Source organism: Microbacterium sp. dk485, assembly GCF_004570445.1.
GTDB classification, from domain to species: Bacteria; Actinomycetota; Actinomycetes; order Actinomycetales; family Microbacteriaceae; genus Microbacterium; species Microbacterium wangchenii.
In genome coordinates this window covers 1,408,769-1,428,351 of record NZ_SPQW01000001.1, presented here as the reverse complement: position 1 = coordinate 1,428,351, position 19,583 = coordinate 1,408,769, and the positions used below count along the sequence as shown (strand labels likewise).

General features: G+C 67.8%; 18 protein-coding genes. 6 read left to right on the top strand and 12 right to left on the bottom strand.

The genetic code is table 11. The features are described from left to right. Window positions 1-2: 2 nt before the first annotated feature. The 11 genes from E4V99_RS06675 to E4V99_RS06625 form a co-directional block, all read right to left on the bottom strand. A complete protein-coding gene (locus tag E4V99_RS06675; protein ID WP_135070504.1) occupies window positions 3-986 on the bottom strand; it encodes a sugar ABC transporter permease in 984 nt (327 codons plus the stop codon). Further along, window positions 983-2,287 carry a glycoside hydrolase family 125 protein gene (locus E4V99_RS06670; RefSeq protein WP_135116745.1) on the bottom strand — a complete coding sequence of 435 codons (1,305 nt, stop codon included), beginning with the start codon at window positions 2,285-2,287 and terminating at the stop codon, window positions 983-985. Before E4V99_RS06670 ends, E4V99_RS06675 begins: the two co-directional genes overlap by 4 nt. Then, window positions 2,284-4,860 carry a glycoside hydrolase family 76 protein gene (locus tag E4V99_RS06665; protein ID WP_135116744.1) on the bottom strand — a complete coding sequence of 859 codons (2,577 nt, stop codon included), beginning with the start codon at window positions 4,858-4,860 and terminating at the stop codon, window positions 2,284-2,286. The genes E4V99_RS06670 and E4V99_RS06665 overlap by 4 nt, the downstream gene beginning before the upstream one ends. Window positions 4,861-5,091: 231 nt before the next feature. Then, window positions 5,092-5,427, bottom strand: a complete 336-nt coding sequence (locus tag E4V99_RS06660; protein WP_135116743.1) for an amino acid transporter — start codon at window positions 5,425-5,427, stop codon at window positions 5,092-5,094. Beyond that, window positions 5,424-6,062 (bottom strand): acyl-CoA synthetase, encoded by a 639-nt coding sequence (locus tag E4V99_RS06655; RefSeq protein WP_135116742.1) that lies wholly within the window; start codon window positions 6,060-6,062, stop codon window positions 5,424-5,426. The genes E4V99_RS06660 and E4V99_RS06655 overlap by 4 nt, the downstream gene beginning before the upstream one ends. Before the next feature lie 196 nt (window positions 6,063-6,258). Next, complete coding sequence (locus E4V99_RS06650; RefSeq protein WP_167758091.1) at window positions 6,259-7,074, bottom strand: alpha/beta hydrolase; 816 nt, start codon at window positions 7,072-7,074, stop codon at window positions 6,259-6,261. Next, window positions 7,071-7,994, bottom strand: coding sequence for a carbohydrate ABC transporter permease (locus E4V99_RS06645; protein ID WP_245233130.1), 924 nt, complete (start codon window positions 7,992-7,994; stop codon window positions 7,071-7,073). Before E4V99_RS06645 ends, E4V99_RS06650 begins: the two co-directional genes overlap by 4 nt. Then, a complete protein-coding gene (locus tag E4V99_RS06640; RefSeq protein ID WP_135116740.1) occupies window positions 7,994-8,905 on the bottom strand; it encodes a sugar ABC transporter permease in 912 nt (303 codons plus the stop codon). Before E4V99_RS06640 ends, E4V99_RS06645 begins: the two co-directional genes overlap by 1 nt. Continuing rightward, window positions 8,902-10,215, bottom strand: coding sequence for an extracellular solute-binding protein (locus E4V99_RS06635; protein ID WP_135116739.1), 1,314 nt, complete (start codon window positions 10,213-10,215; stop codon window positions 8,902-8,904). Before E4V99_RS06635 ends, E4V99_RS06640 begins: the two co-directional genes overlap by 4 nt. Window positions 10,216-10,369: 154 nt before the next feature. Next, window positions 10,370-10,984: a DUF1349 domain-containing protein gene (locus tag E4V99_RS06630; RefSeq protein WP_135116738.1), complete on the bottom strand. Its 615-nt coding sequence runs from the start codon at window positions 10,982-10,984 to the stop codon at window positions 10,370-10,372. 197 nt (window positions 10,985-11,181) lie between these two features. Then, window positions 11,182-12,114, bottom strand: a complete 933-nt coding sequence (locus tag E4V99_RS06625; RefSeq protein WP_135116737.1) for a sugar-binding domain-containing protein — start codon at window positions 12,112-12,114, stop codon at window positions 11,182-11,184. A 103-nt stretch (window positions 12,115-12,217) separates the two neighbouring features. Here E4V99_RS06625 and E4V99_RS06620 point away from each other — a divergent pair, with 103 nt between their 5' ends. The 4 genes from E4V99_RS06620 to E4V99_RS06605 all read left to right on the top strand — a co-directional run bounded on the left by E4V99_RS06620 (window position 12,218) and on the right by E4V99_RS06605 (window position 16,544). Beyond that, window positions 12,218-13,597, top strand: a complete 1,380-nt coding sequence (locus E4V99_RS06620) for a sugar ABC transporter substrate-binding protein (RefSeq protein ID WP_167758090.1) — start codon at window positions 12,218-12,220, stop codon at window positions 13,595-13,597. A gap of 64 nt (window positions 13,598-13,661) precedes the next feature. Continuing rightward, window positions 13,662-14,519, top strand: a complete 858-nt coding sequence (locus E4V99_RS06615; protein ID WP_167758089.1) for a sugar ABC transporter permease — start codon at window positions 13,662-13,664, stop codon at window positions 14,517-14,519. Further along, window positions 14,516-15,454, top strand: a complete 939-nt coding sequence (locus E4V99_RS06610) for a carbohydrate ABC transporter permease (protein ID WP_135116734.1) — start codon at window positions 14,516-14,518, stop codon at window positions 15,452-15,454. Before E4V99_RS06615 ends, E4V99_RS06610 begins: the two co-directional genes overlap by 4 nt. Window positions 15,455-15,482: 28 nt before the next feature. Then, complete coding sequence (locus E4V99_RS06605) at window positions 15,483-16,544, top strand: NAD(P)-dependent alcohol dehydrogenase (RefSeq protein WP_135116733.1); 1,062 nt, start codon at window positions 15,483-15,485, stop codon at window positions 16,542-16,544. Window positions 16,545-16,661: 117 nt separating this feature from the next. On the opposite strand, the gene E4V99_RS06600 is transcribed toward E4V99_RS06605, so the two are convergent. Continuing rightward, on the bottom strand, window positions 16,662-17,366 hold the full coding sequence (locus tag E4V99_RS06600; protein ID WP_245233129.1) for a TetR/AcrR family transcriptional regulator C-terminal domain-containing protein: 705 nt from the start codon (window positions 17,364-17,366) through the stop codon (window positions 16,662-16,664). Window positions 17,367-17,534: 168 nt separating this feature from the next. Between E4V99_RS06600 and E4V99_RS06595 the strand changes: the two genes are divergently transcribed. Both E4V99_RS06595 and E4V99_RS06590 read left to right on the top strand, forming a co-directional pair. After that, entirely contained in the window at window positions 17,535-18,218 is a 684-nt protein-coding gene (locus E4V99_RS06595; RefSeq protein ID WP_205805837.1) for a hypothetical protein, read from the top strand. A gap of 68 nt (window positions 18,219-18,286) precedes the next feature. After that, window positions 18,287-19,078, top strand: a complete 792-nt coding sequence (locus tag E4V99_RS06590) for a PRC and DUF2382 domain-containing protein (protein ID WP_135070549.1) — start codon at window positions 18,287-18,289, stop codon at window positions 19,076-19,078. Window positions 19,079-19,583: the final 505 nt, after the last annotated feature.

Below are 19,583 nucleotides of genomic sequence, written 5' to 3'. Positions count from 1 at the left end.
CGTCAGACCGCCTTGCTTCGGGTGATGCGCGCGTTCGCAAGAGAGAACACGAGGATGATGAGGAAGAGGATGAACGACAGCGCCGACGCGTAGCCCATCTCCAGGCGGCCGAATCCGCGGTCGTAGATGTAGTACACGAGGGTCAGCGTGGAGTTGCCCGGCCCTCCCTTCGTCAGCACGTAGGCCTGGTCGAAGACCTGGAACGCCGCGATGAGAAGCAGAGTGGTGATGAGGAACGTCGTGCGCGAGATCGCCGGAAGCGTCACGTGCCAGAAAACCCGCCAGTTGCTCGCACCATCCAGTCGCGCCGCCTCGATGAGCTCTCTGGGCACGCCCTGGAGGGCTGCGAGGAAGATGATCATGTTGGCGCCGAAGCCGGCCCATACGCTCATCAGGACGATGGCGATCATCGCCCACTGCGAGTCGTAAAGCCACGCAGGACCCTTGATCCCGAACCACCCGAGCACGACGTTGAACAGTCCGTACTGCGGATTCAGCAGCCAGAACCAGATCGACGCGGTGGCGACGGTGGAGGAGATGACCGGGATGTAGAAGAGAGTGCGGAAGACCCGCACCGCCTTGGAGTTGCGGTTGAGCAGGAGCGCCGTGCCCAGAGCGACCACCAGGCCCAGAGGCACGAACAGAGCCGTGTAATAGGCGGTGTTGCGCAGCGCGATCCAGAAGATCGGGTCTTGGAACACCCGGACGTAGTTGCTGACCCCGACCCATTCGAAGTCGCCGATGACGGCGTAGTCGGTGAAGCTCGTCACGAGTGCGATCCCGATCGGGCCGAGCAGGAACAGGACGAAGAGCACGATGGGCACCGCCAGGAAGAGCCACGCGTTGCGCGTCTGCTGACGACGGGTCGCGCTCACCCCCGATGCGCCCCGCTCGGGCAGGCGGCGCCGCCATCCGGAGCGCTTCTGCGGGGGCGCCGTCTCCTCCTCCGCGAGCACCCGCTGCGTGACGTCGACGAGGGCGCTCATCGTGTCTCCGCATCCGTCGGGCGCCGCACGTGTGTGCGCAGGCCGGCGAGCTCCAGCGCGAGCTCGCAGAACATGGCGTTCGCCCACGAGAACCAGGGCCTGGTGTAGACGGCCGGATCGTCCTTGTCGAACGACTCGTGCATGGCACCGGTGCCCGCATGGGTCGACAACAGGGTGTCGAAGACGCGTCGACGCTCGGAGTCGTCGAGCGCGGTCAGCCCCTGCACAGCCAGCGCGATGGGCCAGATGGAGCCGTGTGGCGTGTGCGGGCTCCCGATGCCTTCGGCAGCTGTGCCCCGGAAGAAGGTGGGGTTGGCGTCGCTGAGCACGAATGCGCGGGTCGCCAGGTAGGTGGGGTCATCCGCCGCGCACCATCCGAACAGCGGCATCGACAGCAGGCTGGGCGTGTTGGCGTCGTCGGTCAGCAGTGCGTTGCCGCATCCGTCGATCTCGTAGGCGTAGATCTCCGATCCCGATGGGAGAGACACCACGGCGTGCCGAGCGACGGCGTCGACGACCTCGGCTCGCAGAGTCCGGGAGGATGCGGCGAGCTCGGGGTCGTCGAAGACACTCTCGGCGAGCTCGGCGATATCGCCGAGCACGGTGGCCGCCATCATGTTGCCGGGGACGTTGTAGTGGTGCACGCACGCGTCGTCGCTCGGACGGAAGCCCGACCACGTCAGCCCGGTGACGGCGGTGGGCCGGCCGAGTCCGTTCCGCTCCAGACTGTCGCTCGCCGGGCCGGTCGTGCGCTGGAACCGATAGGGCGACCGGGACTCATGCTCCTGTTCGATTCTCCACACCGAGACGACGGTCCGTGCGGCCGCACGAAAATCGCCCAAGTGGTCGGTGCGACCCGTCAGGCGCCAGATGTCGTGAGCCAGCTGCAGGGGGTAGGCGAGGGAGTCGATCTCGTACTTGCGCTCCCAGATCGCCGGCGACATGTCGGTGAGGTCGTCTTGATGCCCACCGCCGTCGGCCGCGCGGTTGAACGCGTTGGCATACGGGTCCTGCAGGAGGAAGGCGAGCTGACGGCGGGAGACAGCCACCGCCGTGTCGGCGAGCGCCTCATCCTCGACGAGGAAGTGCAGGTACGGCGTCAGTTGCACGGTGGAGTCGCGCAGCCACATCGCGGGGATATCACCGGTCACGACGAACGCCGTGCCGTCGGGGAGCACCTCGATCGTGCGGTCGAGCGTGTCGAGGAAACACCGGCGGAAGACGTCGCCCGCATCGGCGCCGAGGCAATCGACGACCGTGGCGACCACCCGGTTCGCCAGGTCCGGTGAGTAGAGGTTCACGAGGCTCCCTGCTCTGGTGCGACGGTGACGGTGATGGGCGCACTGCTCGTGGCACCCGCCGCGTTGGTGAATTCGACCCGGTAGACGTGCGCGCCCGGGACCGCGCCGGTCACGGAGTGGCGGGCCGTCTGAGCGGACGGAGTCGCGTCGGTGAGAGCCCCCTCGGTGATCACGGTGCTGCCCTCGAGGAAGCGGTACGAGGTGGCGTTCGTGCCCCACCACAGATTCGCGGTGAGCGTGTAGTCGCCGTCACCATCGTTGTTGTCCGAACTCAGCACCGGCACTCCGGGCCGAGCGTCGCGGACGGTCACCGTGAGGGGCGCGGTCGGCGTGGTGCCCTGGGAGTTCACGAGCTCCGCGGTGTAGACGTACTCGCCGTTCGCGCGGCCGCTGATCGCCTCGGACACCTGCTGAGGATTCGGTGAGGACGGGGTCAGCGTGCGCTCCACGAGAAGCTCTCCGTTCTCGTAGAGCCGATAAGTGCCGGCGTTCGACCCCCACCACAGGTTCATCGCCACGGTGTAGCTGCCGTCGTGGAGACCGGTGTCCCACCCGTTGTCGGAGCTCAGGACGGCCTTCCCGGGGGGCGCGGTCGCGCCGTCCGCTGCCTCATCGCACGTGCCGACGGGGAAGGACACCGGCTCTCGGGACGCGGAATCCGTCGGCGCATCGTGCACGTACCGGAGCGTCACATGATCGAGGTTCAGCCAGTTGCGGCTGCCCTCCGCCTCGTCGAGAACGACGGAGATGGTGTTCGCGCCGGATGCCAACGGCACGGCCGGCACGGTGACGGCCTGCCACGCGTCCCACGACGGGGTGCCGGGGAAGGCCTGGTCGGCAACGACCTCTGTGCCGTTCACCGCGACGTGGCGCGACGCGTCGCCGGCACCCGCGGCGTACCGCAGCGTCACGTCGTAGCGGCCCGCCTTCTCCACGGCTACTCCGAGGTCCACTCCCTGACCGTCGCCGTTCCACCCGGCGAGATATCCGTCGCCGGTGTGGCCGTTCGGGTTCGACTCCACGTCGACCCCCGAGCGGACGCCGGCCTCCGCCTCCAGCTGCCGGGACACGAGGAGCCGGTCGAGGTTGAGGAACTGGCTCGAACCCGAGCCGGCGGCGTACTCGACGCGGATGGTGTTGTGCCCGGCGAGGAGGTCGACGTTGTCGAGGTCGGTCTCCGCCCACGTCGACCACAAGCCCGTGCCCGGGAAACGGTGGTTGCTCCCCACCTCCGCACCGTTGACGAGGATGCGGCGCGTGGCGTCGCCGGCTGCGGCGGCGTAGCGCAGCCGCAACTCATGGGCGCCCGCGGCCGCGGTGTTCACGGAGAAGGTCACGGCCTGGCCGTCGCTGTTCCATCCGGCCAGGTATCCGCGGCCGAGGAAGCCCTCACTGGAGCTTTCTGCGCCGAGCGCGGTGGTGACGGCGTTCTCCGCGTCGTAGATGCCGGTGCCCGGCTGCGATCCGGAGTGACCGTCGAACGGCACCACCTGGAGGGCGCTGACCGCAGCGGCGGCGGTCAGGCTCTGGAGACGGCCGTCCGCGGTCGGCGCCGACCAGTTCCACCCGACGAGGTCGTCACCCGGGCGGCGATGATCCCATGCCTGGGTGACGTTGGCCTGCAGGAGCGGCAGGTACTGCGGCTGGTCGTGGACGGTCGCAAGGTAGGTGAGGTGCCGGACGAGCACGGTCTTGAACCCGGCGCCGTCGTTGATGCCTTCGTCGATGAAGGTGCCGCCGTTGGTCAGGTAGGTGGTCGCCCAGTCCGCGGCGGCGATCGCCTTGTCGAGGTACGCCGCGTCCTCCGTCGCCTCGTACAGGGCAGTCGCCGCACCAATGTAATTGCCGAAGTTGTAGGTGAAGTCCCATTTCACCAGCGTCCCGTCGCCCGGCCCCTCGAGGTGGTCGAACACGTGTCCGTCGACCTGCAGGTGGGTGTCGACCCAGTCGAACAGCTGCTCGGCCTTGTCGAGGTATGCGTCGTCTCCGGTGGCCTGATACAGCCGCGTCGCAGTGATCGATGCGGGCCCGTTCGTGGCGACGTTCTTCTGGTCGCGCGGATCTTTCCGCCACCAGATCCCGCCGCCGTAGGTGGAATCCCACTCCGCCCAGATGCCCTCGAAGAGCTGCTTCGATCGCTCAAGGTAGCGGCAGTCCTTGGTGAGTGCGTAGGCACGGATGGCACCCTGAGCCCACCATCCGATGTCATCGTTGAAGTTGTTCTCGAAGTCGGGGTGATACGCGACGAAGCCGTCGTAGACGTCGTCGATCATCTGCCGCTGCTCGGCATCACCTGTGCGCTGATAGGCGTCCATCACCGTTTCCCACAGCTGCGCCTCCCACCAGAAGTCGGTGTAGAGCCCCTCCTCGGGTCCGAAGGCGTGCGCGGGGTTGATCACATGGTCGCTGTTGGTGAAGAAGTAGTTCTTCGCCGGATCCCAGAACGCGTCCACGAACGCGTCGAACGCCTGATCGGCATCATCCGCCGTAGAGGCTGCCGCCGGCGTCGCGATGCCGACGCTGAGAGCAAGAGTCGCTGTCGCCAGCATTCCGAGGGCCGCACGCTGCGTCATCCGTATCTCCGTCGATGTGAATGGATCCGCGGCGTCGATGCCGACCGGACGCGATCACACTAACGAACATATTTATATACGTCTAGTAGGACTCTTTATACTCATTGTGACGATTGCGCGACACGGCGTAGCGCGGAGCGCGGGTGCTCCGCGCTCCGATCGCATGCTCATCGACGCCGCGGGGAGCCCGGCGCAATCGCGAGGATTCAGGGTGCGGAAGCGGCGTGCTGATCAGGTCGCGGGAGGGGTGCGGCCGTCGCGGCCCTCGGGATCGTCGGATGCGGCGTCCTCGCCTGGCAGCAGCACGGGGCGGTCGACCGGCTTGGCCACCTGCGCGGGGTCGACGGCGAGGAGCAGCAGCGCGACGATCACCAGCACCGCGATGAAGGCGATGCCCGCGGCGATGGCGCCGAAGACCAGGGCGCGCTGGGCCTGGCCGGCGGGGCCGTCCTGGAAGAACCCCATCGTGACCATCGTCACGATGCCGGCGAACGCCGCCGTCAGGAACGCCAGCCCCAGCAGGTGCAGCGGGCGCATCAGATCGCGGCGGGTGGGTTTGTCGGTCATGCGCCGACCTCCTCAGCAGATGTGGGGGCCGCCGCCGCGTCGCGTCGCGGCGAGAATCCGGCGATGCCGAGGTACACCGCGAGAATCGCGGCGTAGACGCCGAAGATCCCCACCGCGATGATCGTGCCGGTCAGGGTGAACGACTGGCCGGCCTCCTCGATGTAGTACTCCAGGGCGTATCCGGCGGGCACGACCGCGACGCCGACGGCGAAGGCGGCGCTGAGGATGCCGACGTTCAGCGTGTCGCGAGGCGCGCCCCGCTTGGCCTGCCCGCGGCGTTCGCGCACGCCCACGAGGATCTCCACGAGGCCGGTGAGCGCACCCCACGCGATGAAGACGATGAACAGCATCGTGGTCGTCCGCCACGGCGCGACGCCGACCACCATGCCGGCGGCGAGGTTGAGGGCCGCCAGCACCAGGACGGGAGCGCGGCCGCCGGCGGGATACACGAGCCACGCCGACAGGGCGAAGACCAGCCCGGTCGCGATCGCGAAGCCGCTGAAGACCGACAGCCCGAGCGCGGCGGAGTGGTCGGGCGAGAACGTGACCATCAGGGCCGCCAGCGCGGCGAAGAGCGCGCGGGCGAGCTGCAGGTGCCGCACCTCGAAGGCGCGGACGGATGGTGAAGCGGTCACGACACGTCCTGGAGAAGGGAAAGGAGGATGCCTCCAGTGTAGGTCGTGCCTACCTGAGTGCCCGCGGAGCGTCTCGCCGGCGAACGATCCGCCAGCCACCCCCGGCGGCTCGGCGAGAGTGCATCACCTCGGCGAGAGTGCACCGGATCCGATGCACTCTCGCCCGGAAGGTGCACTTTCGGCGTCGCGGGGCCGGTCAGACGCCGACCTGGGCGAGCCAGTCGGCGAGGAGGGCGGCCACGAGGGCGGGGCGCTCGTGCGGCAGGGCGTGGCCCGCATCGGCGACGGTGACCACCGTCGCCCGGGGGTAGACCGTGCCCAGCTCCTGCTGCCGCTCCCATCCCACCCATCCGTCCTGGCGGCCGCACGCGACGAGCACGGGAGCCTCGATCACGCCGGCGTCGGCGTCGAGGGCGTCCAGCGCCCGCTCGAAGACCGCGTCATCCACCGCGCCGGATGCCGGGGCCACCGCCGCGCGGAACCGGGCGAGGGTCTCGGCCGTGCGCACGACGAAGTACCCCTCGTAGGCGTCGCGCTGGTCGGGGTCGAGGTCGCCGGACACGCCGTCGTCGCGCACGACGGACGCCTGCGCCGGGCGCTGGGGTCCGTCCAGGTACGGGCACAGGAGCGCCAGACCCGCGACGCGGTCGGAGTACCTCGCCGCCATCGCGCGGGCGACGAGCCCGCCGACCGAGTGGCCCAGGAGGAGGAACCGGCCCCCGATCCCCTCCTCCTGCAGCAGCCGGTCGACGAGGTCGAACACGCCCTCCGCGCCGTCCACCCCCTCCGACGGGCGGGAGTCGCCGTGCCCGGGCAGGTCGACGTAGATTCGTCGCACAGGAAGCTCCTCGAGCATCGGCTCGAGGAATCCGCGCACCTCCCCGCGTGCCGAGTACGCGCCGTGGAGGGCGAGGAGCGGGACGCCGCGGCCCCGGACGTCGTACGCCAGGCTCGCGTCCGCACGCGTGCGGGCCCGGCGGGTGACGACGGGTCGCGCGGATGCTCCGTTCACCCCTTCACGGCGCCCTGCGTGACGCCCTCCATGACCCACCGCTGCGTGAACAGGTACGCGATGATCGCCGGCGCCATCGCCATCAGGTACGACGCGAAGGCGACGTTGTAGTTGTTGCTGAACTGGTTCTGGAAGAGGTTCTGGCGCACCGGCAGGGTCTGCATCGCCGGGTCCGAGATGATGAGCGAGGGCATCATGAAGTCGTTCCACGCGTACAGGAACGCGAAGATGCCGACGGTCGCGCTCATCGGCGCGAGCAGCGGGAAGATCAGCTGCCAGAAGGTCTGCCACGTCGATGCGCCGTCGATCCGCGCGCTCTCCTCGAGCTCGATCGGGATGGAGCGGAGGAACGCCGTGAACAGCAGCACGCTGAAGCTGAGCTGGAACATCGTGGCGAGGATCACGACGCCCACCGGGTTGTCGAGCCCGACACGGCCGGTCAGCTGGATCTGCGGGAGCGCCACGACGGGAAAGGGGATGAACATCGCCGCCAGCAGGTAGTAGAACGAGTACCGGAAGAGCCGGCGGTCCCAGTTGCGCACGATCGCGTAGGACGCGAATGCCGCCAGGACGATCGTCAGGACGACGGTGCCGGCCGTGACGAACAGTGAGACGGCGGCGCCGACGGGGAACTTCGTCAGGTTCCACGCCTCGACGAATCCGTCGAAGCTGAACGGTGCGGGAAACGAGAAGGCATTGCCATCCACCGCCTGCGCCGACGTCTTCAACGACATCGAGATCGTGACGTACAGGGGCAGCAGCACGGTGACCGTGCACAGGATCAGGATGATCGTCCACGACCAGCTGGTGCGCTCCTGGCCGGTGCGCCCGCGGGAGCGGGTGGGAGCGGGGGCGGATCCGCGCTCTGCGATGAGCTCGCCTTCTGCGGTCTCGGCGGCGAGGGCGGGTTGCGTGGTCATCAGAAGACCTTCCTTCCGCGCGTGAGCGAGAGTTGGAGGAGCGAGATGATCACGGCCACGATGAAGAAGATCGTGGCGTTGGCCATCTGGTAGGAGTAGTCACCGGTGTTGAAGCCGAAGATGATGCTCATCGCGACGCTGCGGGTCGCCGTTCCCGGCCCGCCGTTGGTCAGACCCACGATGACGTCGTAGGCGTTGAGGAAGTTCTTGAAGCTCAGGATGACGTTGATCACGACGTAGCCGGCGACGAGGGGGATCGTGATCCGCAGCATCTGCTGCATCTTGCCGGCCCCGTCGATGTCGGCGGCCTCGTACACCTCGCCGGGAACCGAGAGCAGCCCCGCGATGTAAATGAGGAGCGTCCCAGGGATGGCCTGCCAGGCCGTCACGATCACGATCGCCACCCAGGCCAGGTCGGGGTTGGCCAGGAGGCTGGACTGCAGCCACGTGAGGCCGGTCGCCTCCCCGACTGCGGGCACCGAGTTGGAGAAGAGGAAGTTGAAGACGTAGGCGATGATGATGCCCGAGATCACCATGGGGATCACGAAGATCGTGCGCAGGCCGGTCTTGAATCGGATGCGGGAGGTCAGACCCACCGCGAGCAGGAACGCGATGACGTTCACGACGATCACGGTCGCGATCGAGAACCCGAAGGTGAATAGATAGCTCTGCAGGATCGCCGGGTCGCTGAAGAGGGCGATGTAGTTCGTGAAACCGATGAAGTTCCAGTCGCCCAGCCCGATCGAGTCGGTGAAGCTGAAGAAGATCCCCACGATGCCGGGCACCGTGATCGCGAGGGTGAACAGGACGAGGGTCGGCAGCAGGAAGACGTAGTAGATCGGCTCGACGCGGCCCTTGGGGCGTTTGGCCGCCCGCGTGCCGCCGCTCACGATCGTCTCGGTGGCGGTCATCGCGAGGCCTCCTCTGCCTGGGCGTCGGTCTCGCTCGAGGGGATCGGCGAGCGGAAGGCGAGGCGCGCCCAGTCCGAGTCCATCGTGCGGAGGGTGCCTGCCGGGTCGGCACCCAGCGCGAGGGACTGCGCGTAGGCGAAGACGGGGATCGTCTTGGGGACCAGCACGGACGGACCTTGATAGAAGCGCCCCTCGTCGTAGTAGGCGGCCATCCCCTCCACGCGCGGATCGCTCGGGGGCGGCGCGTCCTCGGTAGGGGTGAAGCCCAGTTGCGACTCGTTGTACGACTGGATGTTCTCGGGCTGGTAGAGGAACTCCAGGAAGTCGCGTGCGGCTTCCTTGTGACGGGATTCCTCCGGGATCATGGCGGCGAGGTCGGTGTTCACGCGCACCTTCAGGTCGGCGGGGTCGTTCGTCATCGGCAGCGGGAACGTGCCGAGTTCGAGGTCGGGGGCGGTCTTCGCGATCTCGGCGAGCGCCCACGGCCCCTGCAGGTACATCGCGGCCTCACCCTTGCCGAACGCGAGATTCCCGTCGTTGTACGCGCGGCTCTCGGCGTCGTCATTGGCATACGTCGCGAGCTCGGCCATCTGGGCGAGCGGTTCGGCGAAGCCCTCCTCGAACGACACCGTCGATCCGCTCCCCACGTCGGCGCCCTGGTCGGCGAGCGTGTCGAAGAACTCCACCAGGTCCAGCGACCCGCCGATCGTGTAGTCGTACCATCCCTGCGCGACGGTCCAGTCGTCCTTGAACGTGGCGTAGAACGGTGTGACCCCGGCGGCGGTGAGCGCCTCGCATGCCGCGATGAGGTCGTCCCACGTCTGCGGCACCTCGATGCCGTTCTCTTCGAAGATCTGCGTGTTGTAGATCACGGATGCCGCCATCACCGAGTAAGGCAGCGCGCTCGTACGGCCCTCGCACGTGCCGTACTGGGCCATGAGCACGTCGAGGTCGTCGCGGATCGTGGCCGCCGCATCCGTTTCGGACAGATCCGACAGCGCGCACCGGTCCACGAAACGGGCGACTTCGTAGTTGTAGTTCGCGAGCATGAAGTCGGGCGGATTGCCGCGCACGAAGCTGGCGGAGACCACGTCGATGCCGGAGGTGTCCATCTCCACCCGTACCCGGTCCTGCGACGCGTTGTACTCCGAGACCAGCTCGCCCATGACGTCGAGCGCCTCGCGTTTGCTGAACGTGAAGCGGATCGTCTCGCGCCCGTCGGCGGAGCATCCGGCCAGCAGCGCCGCCGCGAGGGTGACCGCTCCGCCGAAGGCCAATGCGCGCGTCGCTGTCGAGGATCTGGAAGCCACGGTCGCCCCTTTCACCCGCGGCGCCCGTGCCGCGGAGTCGTCGGGCAGGGATCCCGTCGCCGGCGTCACCTGCCTCTTGCGCACTTTCGCAGGCGTGCACGGGGTGGTCAAGGGGTGGACAAGCGGCCTCCTGGCCCCTCGATCCGTGACGCGGTCAGGAGCCGTCGCGCAGCGCGGTGAGAGACGTCGCGGTGAAGCGGATGTCGGAGAAGGTCACGGCACATCCCTCGCCCACCGGCGCCTGCGCCTCGAACCCCACGCGCACGGATGCGGCGGTCGGGGCGAGCGCGAAATGCCGCACGAGTTGCCACCGCTGCCCGTCGAGGGAGGCGTGGTACGCGAACGCACGTCCGACGCGGGACACCCGCAGCCACGCCACGCCACCGTCGACGACGAAGGCGTTGGCGTCGTCGGAGACGTCACGATTGATCACCGACACGATCATCGCCTGGCCGTCGGGGGAGTACTCGAAGCAGAGCTTGGCCCAGTTCGCGTCATCGCACCACAGCATCAGCACGCCCGCGTCGTACATGTCGGCGAAGTCGACCGTGACCCGCGCACTGAACTGGAAGTCGCCGTCGGGGGCCGGCCCGAGCAGCGTCACGGCGTTGTGGGCCGGCGCGCCGGTTCCGGCCGGGTCGACGAAGAAGTCGCTTCGCGGCGCCGCGGTGCCGTGCACGCGATCGCCGGCGGGATCCACCGACCACGCGGATGCGTCCGAGGGGACGAGGTCGATGGGCATGCCGGCGACGGCGATGGATTCGGGCATGGCGGTCCTTTCGGGGTGCACCGGCGCGGGTCTCCGCCGCCGGAGGGTCTCCCCCGACATTAGGGTCGGCCGTGGCGGGCGCCCGAACTCCTCAAAAGCGCGGCCGGCAGGGGCGGGTTGGCCGATTCCCGCCGGATCCACGCACGGATGTGAGGAGTTCGGGACGCTCGGCGCCGACGCATCCCGGCGGGCTCGGCTCACATGTCCATCGCGCGCCGTGCGGTCACCTGATCGGTGACGATGGCGTCGATGAGTCCCGACTTCAGTGCGGCGACGACCGCCTGCCGCTTTCCCGGTCCGCCCCCGATCGCCACACGGGTGGGGACGCGCGCGAGCTGGTCGGTGGTCACACCGATGAGCCGCCCCTCCAGCGAGCGGACCACCCGCCCGTGCTCATCGAGCAGCGTCGTGCCGATCTCGGCCACCACCCCTGCCTCCAGCAGACCCTCCAGCTCACCGCTCTGCGCGAGCTGAGTGGCCAGCAGTGAGCTGGACGGCCATCCGCCGACCGTCAGGACGGCCATGTCGAGATGGTCCATGCGCTGCAGCGCCTGGGTGACCGGCGCCTGCCCGGTGATCACGCGGGCGGAGCGACGGTCGGTGGTGAGGAACGGCGCGTGCAGGGGGAACATGCGTCCCTTCGCGACGGTGCGCAACCGCAGGATGGCGTCCAGATAGGTCTCGGGCTGATCCGTCGCCACGCCGGTGAGCTGCACGACGTCGCACGTGTGGACGTCGACGATCCGCGCGCACATCTCCACGATCGTGCGCCCGGGTCCGAGGCCCACCACGTCGTCATCGCCGATCATGCCGGTCACCAGCCCTGCCGCCACGCCCGCCACGATCCCGCGGACCACATCGTCGGTGTCGATGTGCGAGACCACGACGAGAGCCGAGCGCAGCCCGTACCGGCGTGCCAGTGTCGCGGACAGCTCAGGATCGACCGGCTCGGGAAGCCGCGAGACCACCTCCACGAGTCCTTCGTCCCTGGCGCGCTTCACCATGCGCCCGATCGCGAACCGCGAGAGCCCGAGCTCGTCCGCGATCTCCGTCGTCGGGCGTCCCAGTTGCAGGTGCTGCAGCGCGACGTACACCCGCAGGGTCGCGTCGGCGATATCCGTGGTGCTCACCTGAGCAACCTACCCGCACGGCGGAGCAATGTCTCTACTCTTTTGTCCGGCAGTCGTCGCGCAACCGAGGCGGACCTGCCCCATGAGTGCAAGGGAGTACGACATGAACAGAGTCATCCGCCCCGGAAAGGCTCGGGCATTCGCGGCCGCCGCGATCGCCACGGCGGTCGCCATCACTGCGGCCGGGTGCTCGGCGGGCGAGACCGGACCGCAGTCGGCCGCCGATGTCGAATCGTTCGACTGGAAGAACTACGAGGGCGAGGAGCTGAACATCCTGCTCAGCCAGCACCCGCTGGCCGGCGCCATCCAGAGCAACGTCGCGCAGTTCGAGGAGCAGACCGGCGTCACGGTCAACATCGAGACGCTCAGCGAGAACGACTACATGGTCAAGCTCCTGACCGAGCTGCAGTCCCAGTCGGGCTCATACGACGTCTTCATGACGTCGCAGCCGATGAACTATCAGTACGCCGCCGCCGGATGGATCGAAGACCTCCAGCCGTGGGTCGACGACGACAAGCAGACCGCTCCCGATTACGACTTCGACGACTTCTTCCCGGCGCTGATCGAGGCGGAACGGTGGGACACCACGGACTTCGGCGGAGCGGGTGAGGGCGGCCTGTGGGCGATCCCCGCGAACGAAGAGGGCTATGCGCTGTTCTACCGTGCCGACATCCTCGAGGCCAACGGCGTCGCCGTGCCCGAGACCATCGATGAGCTCATCGCCGCCGCGGAGCAGCTGGACGGCATCGAGTTCGAGGGCAAGACCATCTCGGGCTTCGTCAGCCGTGGCGACAAGACCTATCCGACGCTGAACCCGTTCTCCACCTTCGCCGGGGCCTACGGCGCTCGCGACATCACCGACGGCAAGGCCACGGTCAACGACGAGGCCGGGGTCACGGCGGTCGAGAAGTGGGTCGAGCTGATGCAGACTGCGCCGGCCGCAGCGAGCACGTACACCTGGTACGAGGCGCAGCAGGACTTCATCGCGGGCAACGCGGCCTTCTACATCGACGCCGACCACATGGCACCCGACTTCGAGAAGGAGGGCAGCGCGATCGCCGGCAAGGTCGGGTACGCGCTGCCTCCGGAGGGTCCGGAGGGCCGGGCGTCGAGCCTGTGGCTGTGGTCTCTCGGCATGAACGCCGCATCCGAGCACAAGGGCGCCGCGTGGCAGTTCATCCAGTGGGCGACGTCGAAGGAGCAGCTCACCGCGGCGATCGCCGAGGGGAACATGAACCCCACGCGCATCTCCGTCGCCGAGAGCGAAGAGATGGCCGCAGCCACGGCGGAATGGGGCGACTACAACGAGGTGTGGAAGACGATCCTCTCCGACTACGCCTCGTGGCAGTACGCCCCGTCGGCCACCTGGACGGAGGTCGGCGACATCTGGGCCACCGCCATCCAGTCCGCCGTCCTGGGTCAGAAGCCCGTGCAGGAGGCGCTCGACGACGCCGCGGCGAAGATCGACGACGCCATCAAGTGACGCCCGTGGGGGCGGTGCTTCCGCGCGCGCACCGCCCCCACCCCCGACCTGGACGATGCAGTCAATGAGACACAAGCACTATCTCCCCTACCTCCTGGTCCTCCCGGCGCTGGCGATCCTGGTGGCGATCCTGTATCCCTTCCTCACCGGCGCCTGGTGGTCGTTCAACTCCTACCGCCTGAACCGGGGCGGCCCCGAGTTCAACGGCATCGAGAACTACATCGACCTGTTCACCAGCGGCGAAGGCCTGCGCGCGATCGGCGTCACGCTCACGTATGCGCTGGTCGTCGTCGTGATCGAGTGTGTGCTCGGGATCGCGCTGGCGATGCTGCTGAACAGCGGCAGGTACGGCAGTGTGTTCCGCCTCCTGATCGTGCTTCCGCTCCTGCTGCCGCCCGTCATCGCGGCCCTGATGTGGAAGGTGATGCTCACCGAGAACGGCGTCGTCAACTGGATCCTGGAGTCCCTCGGGCAGCAGAAGCTGCTGTGGCTGAACGGTCCGGACAGCGCACTGTGGTCGGTGATCCTCATCGATGTGTGGATCTTCACCCCGTTCGTCATCCTGCTCGCCCAGGCGGGCCTGAAGAGCGTGCCCGTCGAGCTGCGGGAGGCCTCCGCCATGGACGGCGCCGGCCCCATCCGCAACTTCGTCTCCGTGACGCTGCCGATGCTGATGCCCGTGCTGATCGTGATCATCGCCTTCCGCGGCATCGACTCGCTGAAGATGTTCGACATCATCTACACCACGACCGCCGGTGGACCCGTCGACGCGACCACGAATCTGCACGTGCTCGGATACCTCGACGGCATCCGCAACCTCAACTTCGGGATGGCCATGGCGGCCCTCATCGTGCTGTGGGTGCTGTGTTACCTCATGTCCTACTTCCTGCTGAAGGCACGTCGCGCGGAGGCCGTGAAATGACCGTCGATCTCGAAGGACAGGTCGCCACCGGCGGCTCTGCAGACACCCAGCGCCCTACCTCGGCGCGAACCGTCGATCCGCGTCAGCATCTGGCCGCACGGGCCAGGCGGCGCCGGAAGAATATCGCCAAGCACACCGTCGTCATCGCTCTGCTGAGCATCTGGACGGTGTTCGCACTGGCGCCCATCGTGTGGATCTTCCTGATGTCGCTGAAGCTTCCGCAGGACATCGTGGCCTACCCGCCGAAGTTCGTGTTCACGCCCACGCTCGCCAACTATGCGGACGTCTTCACGGGGCCGGAGTTCATGACACCGTTCCTGAACTCGCTGATCGTGACGGTCGGATCGCTTCTGCTGACCCTCGTGATCGGGCTGCCGACGGCCTACGCGCTGGCGCGGTTCTCCTTCCGGGGCAAAGAGAACATCGCCTTCGGCATTCTGTCGCTGCGATTCGCCCCTGAGCTGCTGATCATCCTGCCGCTGTACCTCGTGTTCCAGAACGTCGGCCTGACCGACAACTACCTCGGGCTGATCCTCGCGTACCAGCTGGTCACCCTGCCGATGCTGGTGTGGATGCTGCGCTCCTTCATCGAAGACCTCCCGACCGAGCTGGAGGAAGCCGTTGCGGTGGATGGCGGCACGCGCTGGACGGCGTTCCGGCATGTCCTGTTCCGGCTCATCGCCCCGGGTCTGGGCGCGGCCCTCATGCTGTCGTTCATCTGGGCGTGGAACAGCTACACGCTGCCGCTCGTGCTCAGCGGCCGGAACACGCAGGTGATCACGACCGGCATCCAGCAGTACATCTCCTTCCAGTCGATCGACTGGGGCCCCATGGCCGCCGCGACCGTCGTCTCGATGGTTCCCGGCATCCTCTTCGCCCTCTTCGCCCTCCGATGGATCGTCGGCGGCCTGACCGCCGGCACCGTCAAGGGCTGAGAACCGACACTCCGAAAGGACCCCATCCATGTCCCTCCCCGCCACCATGCAGGCCAGCGTCCTGCTCACGCCCGGCACGATCGAGCTGCAGGAGGTGCCCGTGCCCGCCGCCGGCCCGGGCGAAGTGCTCGTGCGCGTGACCGCCGTGGGTTCGTGCGGCTCCGATACGCACTTCTACGAGACGGGCGCGATCGGCGATCTCATCGTCCGCAGCCCTGTCGTGCTCGGGCACGAGACCGCCGGCGAGATCGTCGCCGTGGGCGACGGCGTCGACCCCGCACGGGTAGGCACCCGTGTAGCCGTCGAGCCTCAGACCCCGTGCCGCCGCTGCGAGTTCTGCAAGACCGGCCGCTACCACCTGTGCCGCGACATCCGCTTCTACGGTGCGTGGCCGATCGACGGATCGTTCGCCGAGTACGTGATCGTCGACGATGACTTCGCCCACGCCATCCCCGATTCCATGACGGATGAGGAGGCCGCCCTCGTCGAGCCGGTGTCGGTGGCCGTGCACGCCGCTCGTCGCGGCGGCGTCACCCGGGGCTCCAAGGTGCTCGTCACCGGCGCCGGCCCGATCGGGGTCATCGTCGCGCAGGTGGTGAAGTCGTTCGGAGCCGCAGAGGTCGTGATCAGCGACCCGATCCCCCATCGCCGCGACTTTGCCCTCAGCCACGGCGCGGACGTCGTGCTGGATCCGGCAGAAGCCGACCTCGGCCAGTACAGCGAGTACTTCGACGTCTACATCGACGCGTCCGGGAACGCGCGCGCGGTGCAGTCGGCGTTTCCGACCATCGTCCGGGGCGGCACCGCGGTGCTCGTGGGAATGGGCGGGAACACCCTGGAGGTGCCGATCGCCATGATCCAGCACCGAGAGATCACGCTCACCGGGACGTTCCGCTACGTCAACACGTGGCCCACCGCGATCCAGCTCGTCGCCAGCGGCACCATCGAGGTCGCCTCGCTCGTGACAGGGAGATTCGGTCTGGAGGACGTCGAGAAGGCCCTCATGCAGTCCAAGACCGACCCGGTCGCCATCAAGACGATGGTCATCCCCGGCCACCGCGCGACCGCCCCGGCAACCGCCGGGGAGTGAGCGGCTACCGAGCACCGTCCGCTCGCCTCCGGCGCCGTCCCGACAGACCTCGTCTGGACGGCGCGGGAGGTGGTCTGCCGACGCTCGGCGGGTCGTGCTGAAGCAGGTGTGGGGCCGTTATTGGGTGAGCTCGCGGTTCAACCGGTCCAGCAGTGCCTCCAGTGACACTTCGAATTCTTCGTCGCGGCGGTCCTCGCTGAGCAGTGTTCGGAGGCGTTTCACTTCGGGTGCAGCCTCCAAACTGACGTGCCCGTCGCCTTCGGGGATGGTGGCGTCGCCCTCGTCGAGGGGTTCTTCGACCGGGCCGGTTTCCGCGCCGCGCACGGCGGATTCCAGGAGCAGGTGGCCGAGCAGGAAGCTGCTGAAGGACCGGTAGGCATCCACGGCCTGCTGATCGGTGAAACCGTGCCCGATGAGAGTGCCGAGAAACGTGTTGACCACTTCGACGCTGCGTAGCGGGGGGCGCAGCCACGGTGCCGCCGGGTGCCGGGTGGCAACCAGCGGAAACGCGAGCGGATGATCAATCGCGATCTGGCGGACGTGGTGGGCGACGGTTTGCAGGAACCCCTGCCAGTGCTCGGCGAGCTCATCGTCAAGATCCGAGGTCAGGTTCTCCATCAGTAGAGCCACCACCCCCTCCAGCAGATCCTCTCGCCCGTGTACGTGCCGGTACAGCGACATCGCCTCTACACCGAGCTCCTGCCCCAAGGAGCGCATCGACAACCCCTGCGCGCCACGCCGGTCGATCTGCGCGAGCGCGGTCTCGATGATCAGGCCACGGCTCAGACGACCGGACTGCGCACCCGTCGGCTTCTTCGTCACCCGGACGCTCATAGCACATTCCCTCCCATCACGCGCAACCCCCCTCGCCAAGTCGTTTCGGGCGCTGTACTGTCACGCTAGTCTGCTTACGGTGTAAGCCGGCTGGTAGCCGGTCCGCACGTTTCGACTCCTGCGGCTCCGACGCCCCAACCCAAAGGGATCGAAACAATGGCAAACAATCGCACCGACAGCGCCGCAGCCCGACCTGTCATCGCAGACCACAACGACGACGCCGCGAAGGAGTCGCTGATCGGCACCGAAAGGGGTGGCCGCACCGCGAACATCTCGTGGGGGTCCGTCATCGCCGGGGTGGTGACCTTCCTGGCCGTCACCATCCTGCTCTCCCTCGTCACCGCCGGCATCGGCCTGGGTGGTTCAGGCATCGGGGCGACCATCTGGAGTGTCATCGCCCTAGTGATCGCTCTTGCCGCGGCCGGCTTCGTCGCTGGCGCGCTGGCCTTGCGCAGCGGGCTGCTGCACGGATTCTTGACCTGGGCGACCTCGCTGGTTGTCGGTCTCGCCCTGACTGTGTGGCTCAGCGCCAGCCTCCTCGGCGGCGTTGTCAGCTCCGCCACCCAGGCACTGTCCGGGACCGACGTCACCCAGGTCGTCGAGGACGTGCAGAGCAACGTCGACGAAGAAGAAGCGCAGGAGCAGACCGATGAGGCGCTGCAGGACGCGCAGCAGACGGCGGAGGATGCCGCCGAGACTGCTCAGGCCGCCTCGTGGTGGGGCTTCGCCGGGCTGCTGCTCGGCGCGGTGATCGCGGCCCTCGGCGGGATGCTCGGCGTGCGGAGCGTCGTCAAGCGTGACTCCGACACCACCGCCGTGCCGGTCACCACAACCCGGTGACACGGCTTCCGGTCGCGGGCCCCGCGCCGGTCTCAACACGTACGAACAAACGAACGATAGGAACAGTCATGATCAGCACAGAAAACATCGGCGGTCTCATGGGAGCAGCGGTGATCGACTCCGACGGGGAGAAGATCGGCACGCTCCAGCAGATCTACCTCGACACCGACACCGGGGCGCCCACCTGGGCAGCGGTGCGCACCGGTTTCTTCGGCACCTCGGAGTCCTTCGTGCCCATCGATGACGCCAACCAGGACGGCGAGAACCTCCGGGTGGGCTACGCGAAGGAGTTCGTCAAGAACGCACCGCGCATCGACGCGGACGGGGCGCTGGAGCATGCGCAGGAAGATGAACTGTACGTCTACTACGGCAACGGCTCCCGCAACGCCAGCGTCGACGAAGGCACCGGTACCGCCCGGGACGCCAGTGACGGCGCGGCGGATACGAGCACCGGGTATGACACGTCCGGTCCGACCACCGACGATGCGATGACCCGCTCCGAGGAGCGCCTCCGCGTCGGTACCGAGAAGGTTCAGACCGGTCGCGCACGGCTGCGGAAGTACGTCGTCACGGAGGAGAAGACCGTCACCGTCCCGGTGAGCCATGAGGAGGTGCGACTGGAGCGCGAACCCATCACCGACGCCAACGTCGCGGATGCCATGGACGGGCCGGCCATCAGCGAGGAGGAGCACGAGGTCGTCCTCACGGAGGAGCGGCCCGTCGTCGCCAAGGAGACCGTTCCGGTCGAGCGTGTCCGCCTGGGAACGGAAACGGTGACCGAGGACGAGACGGTCACCGAGCAGGTCCGCAAGGAACAGATCGACTACGACGACGGCACGGACCGCGCCGACCGCGCCTGACCCGTCAGTCGCGGGCCGCGCGCAGCCCGGCTGTCCGAGAAACCATGAAAGCCCGTGGGATTCCGCGGGCTTTCATGGGTAAGTGCACGTTCCGGTGAGTGATGTCCCGCATGCGGCTGCGATAGCCCGAAATGTCCATTGGAGCCCCTCGGTCACCGGCTCGGTCAAGAGCCGTCGCGCAGGTCGCTGAGCGGGTGGCGGTGAAGCGGATGCCAGAGAAGGTCAGCGCGGTCCATGCCTCCGGTCAGAGGCCGTGGCGGCTGAGAAACCCGCGCATCGCGGCGGTGAAGACCCGGGGATCCTCGAGGTTCGGGTAGAGCCATCCCCCCGAGCATCGGGCGCGATGAGGCGCCGCTCGGGGAGGCGTCCCGCTGCGGATTCCACATCCGACGGTTTACCGCACCGCCAGCTCGCCGCATCCGCACCGCCCAGCCCGACGTAGACCGCGTCGGCGTCGTCGGGGATTTGGGAGATGATCGTCGAGTCCGTGGTGCCGACGGGCACC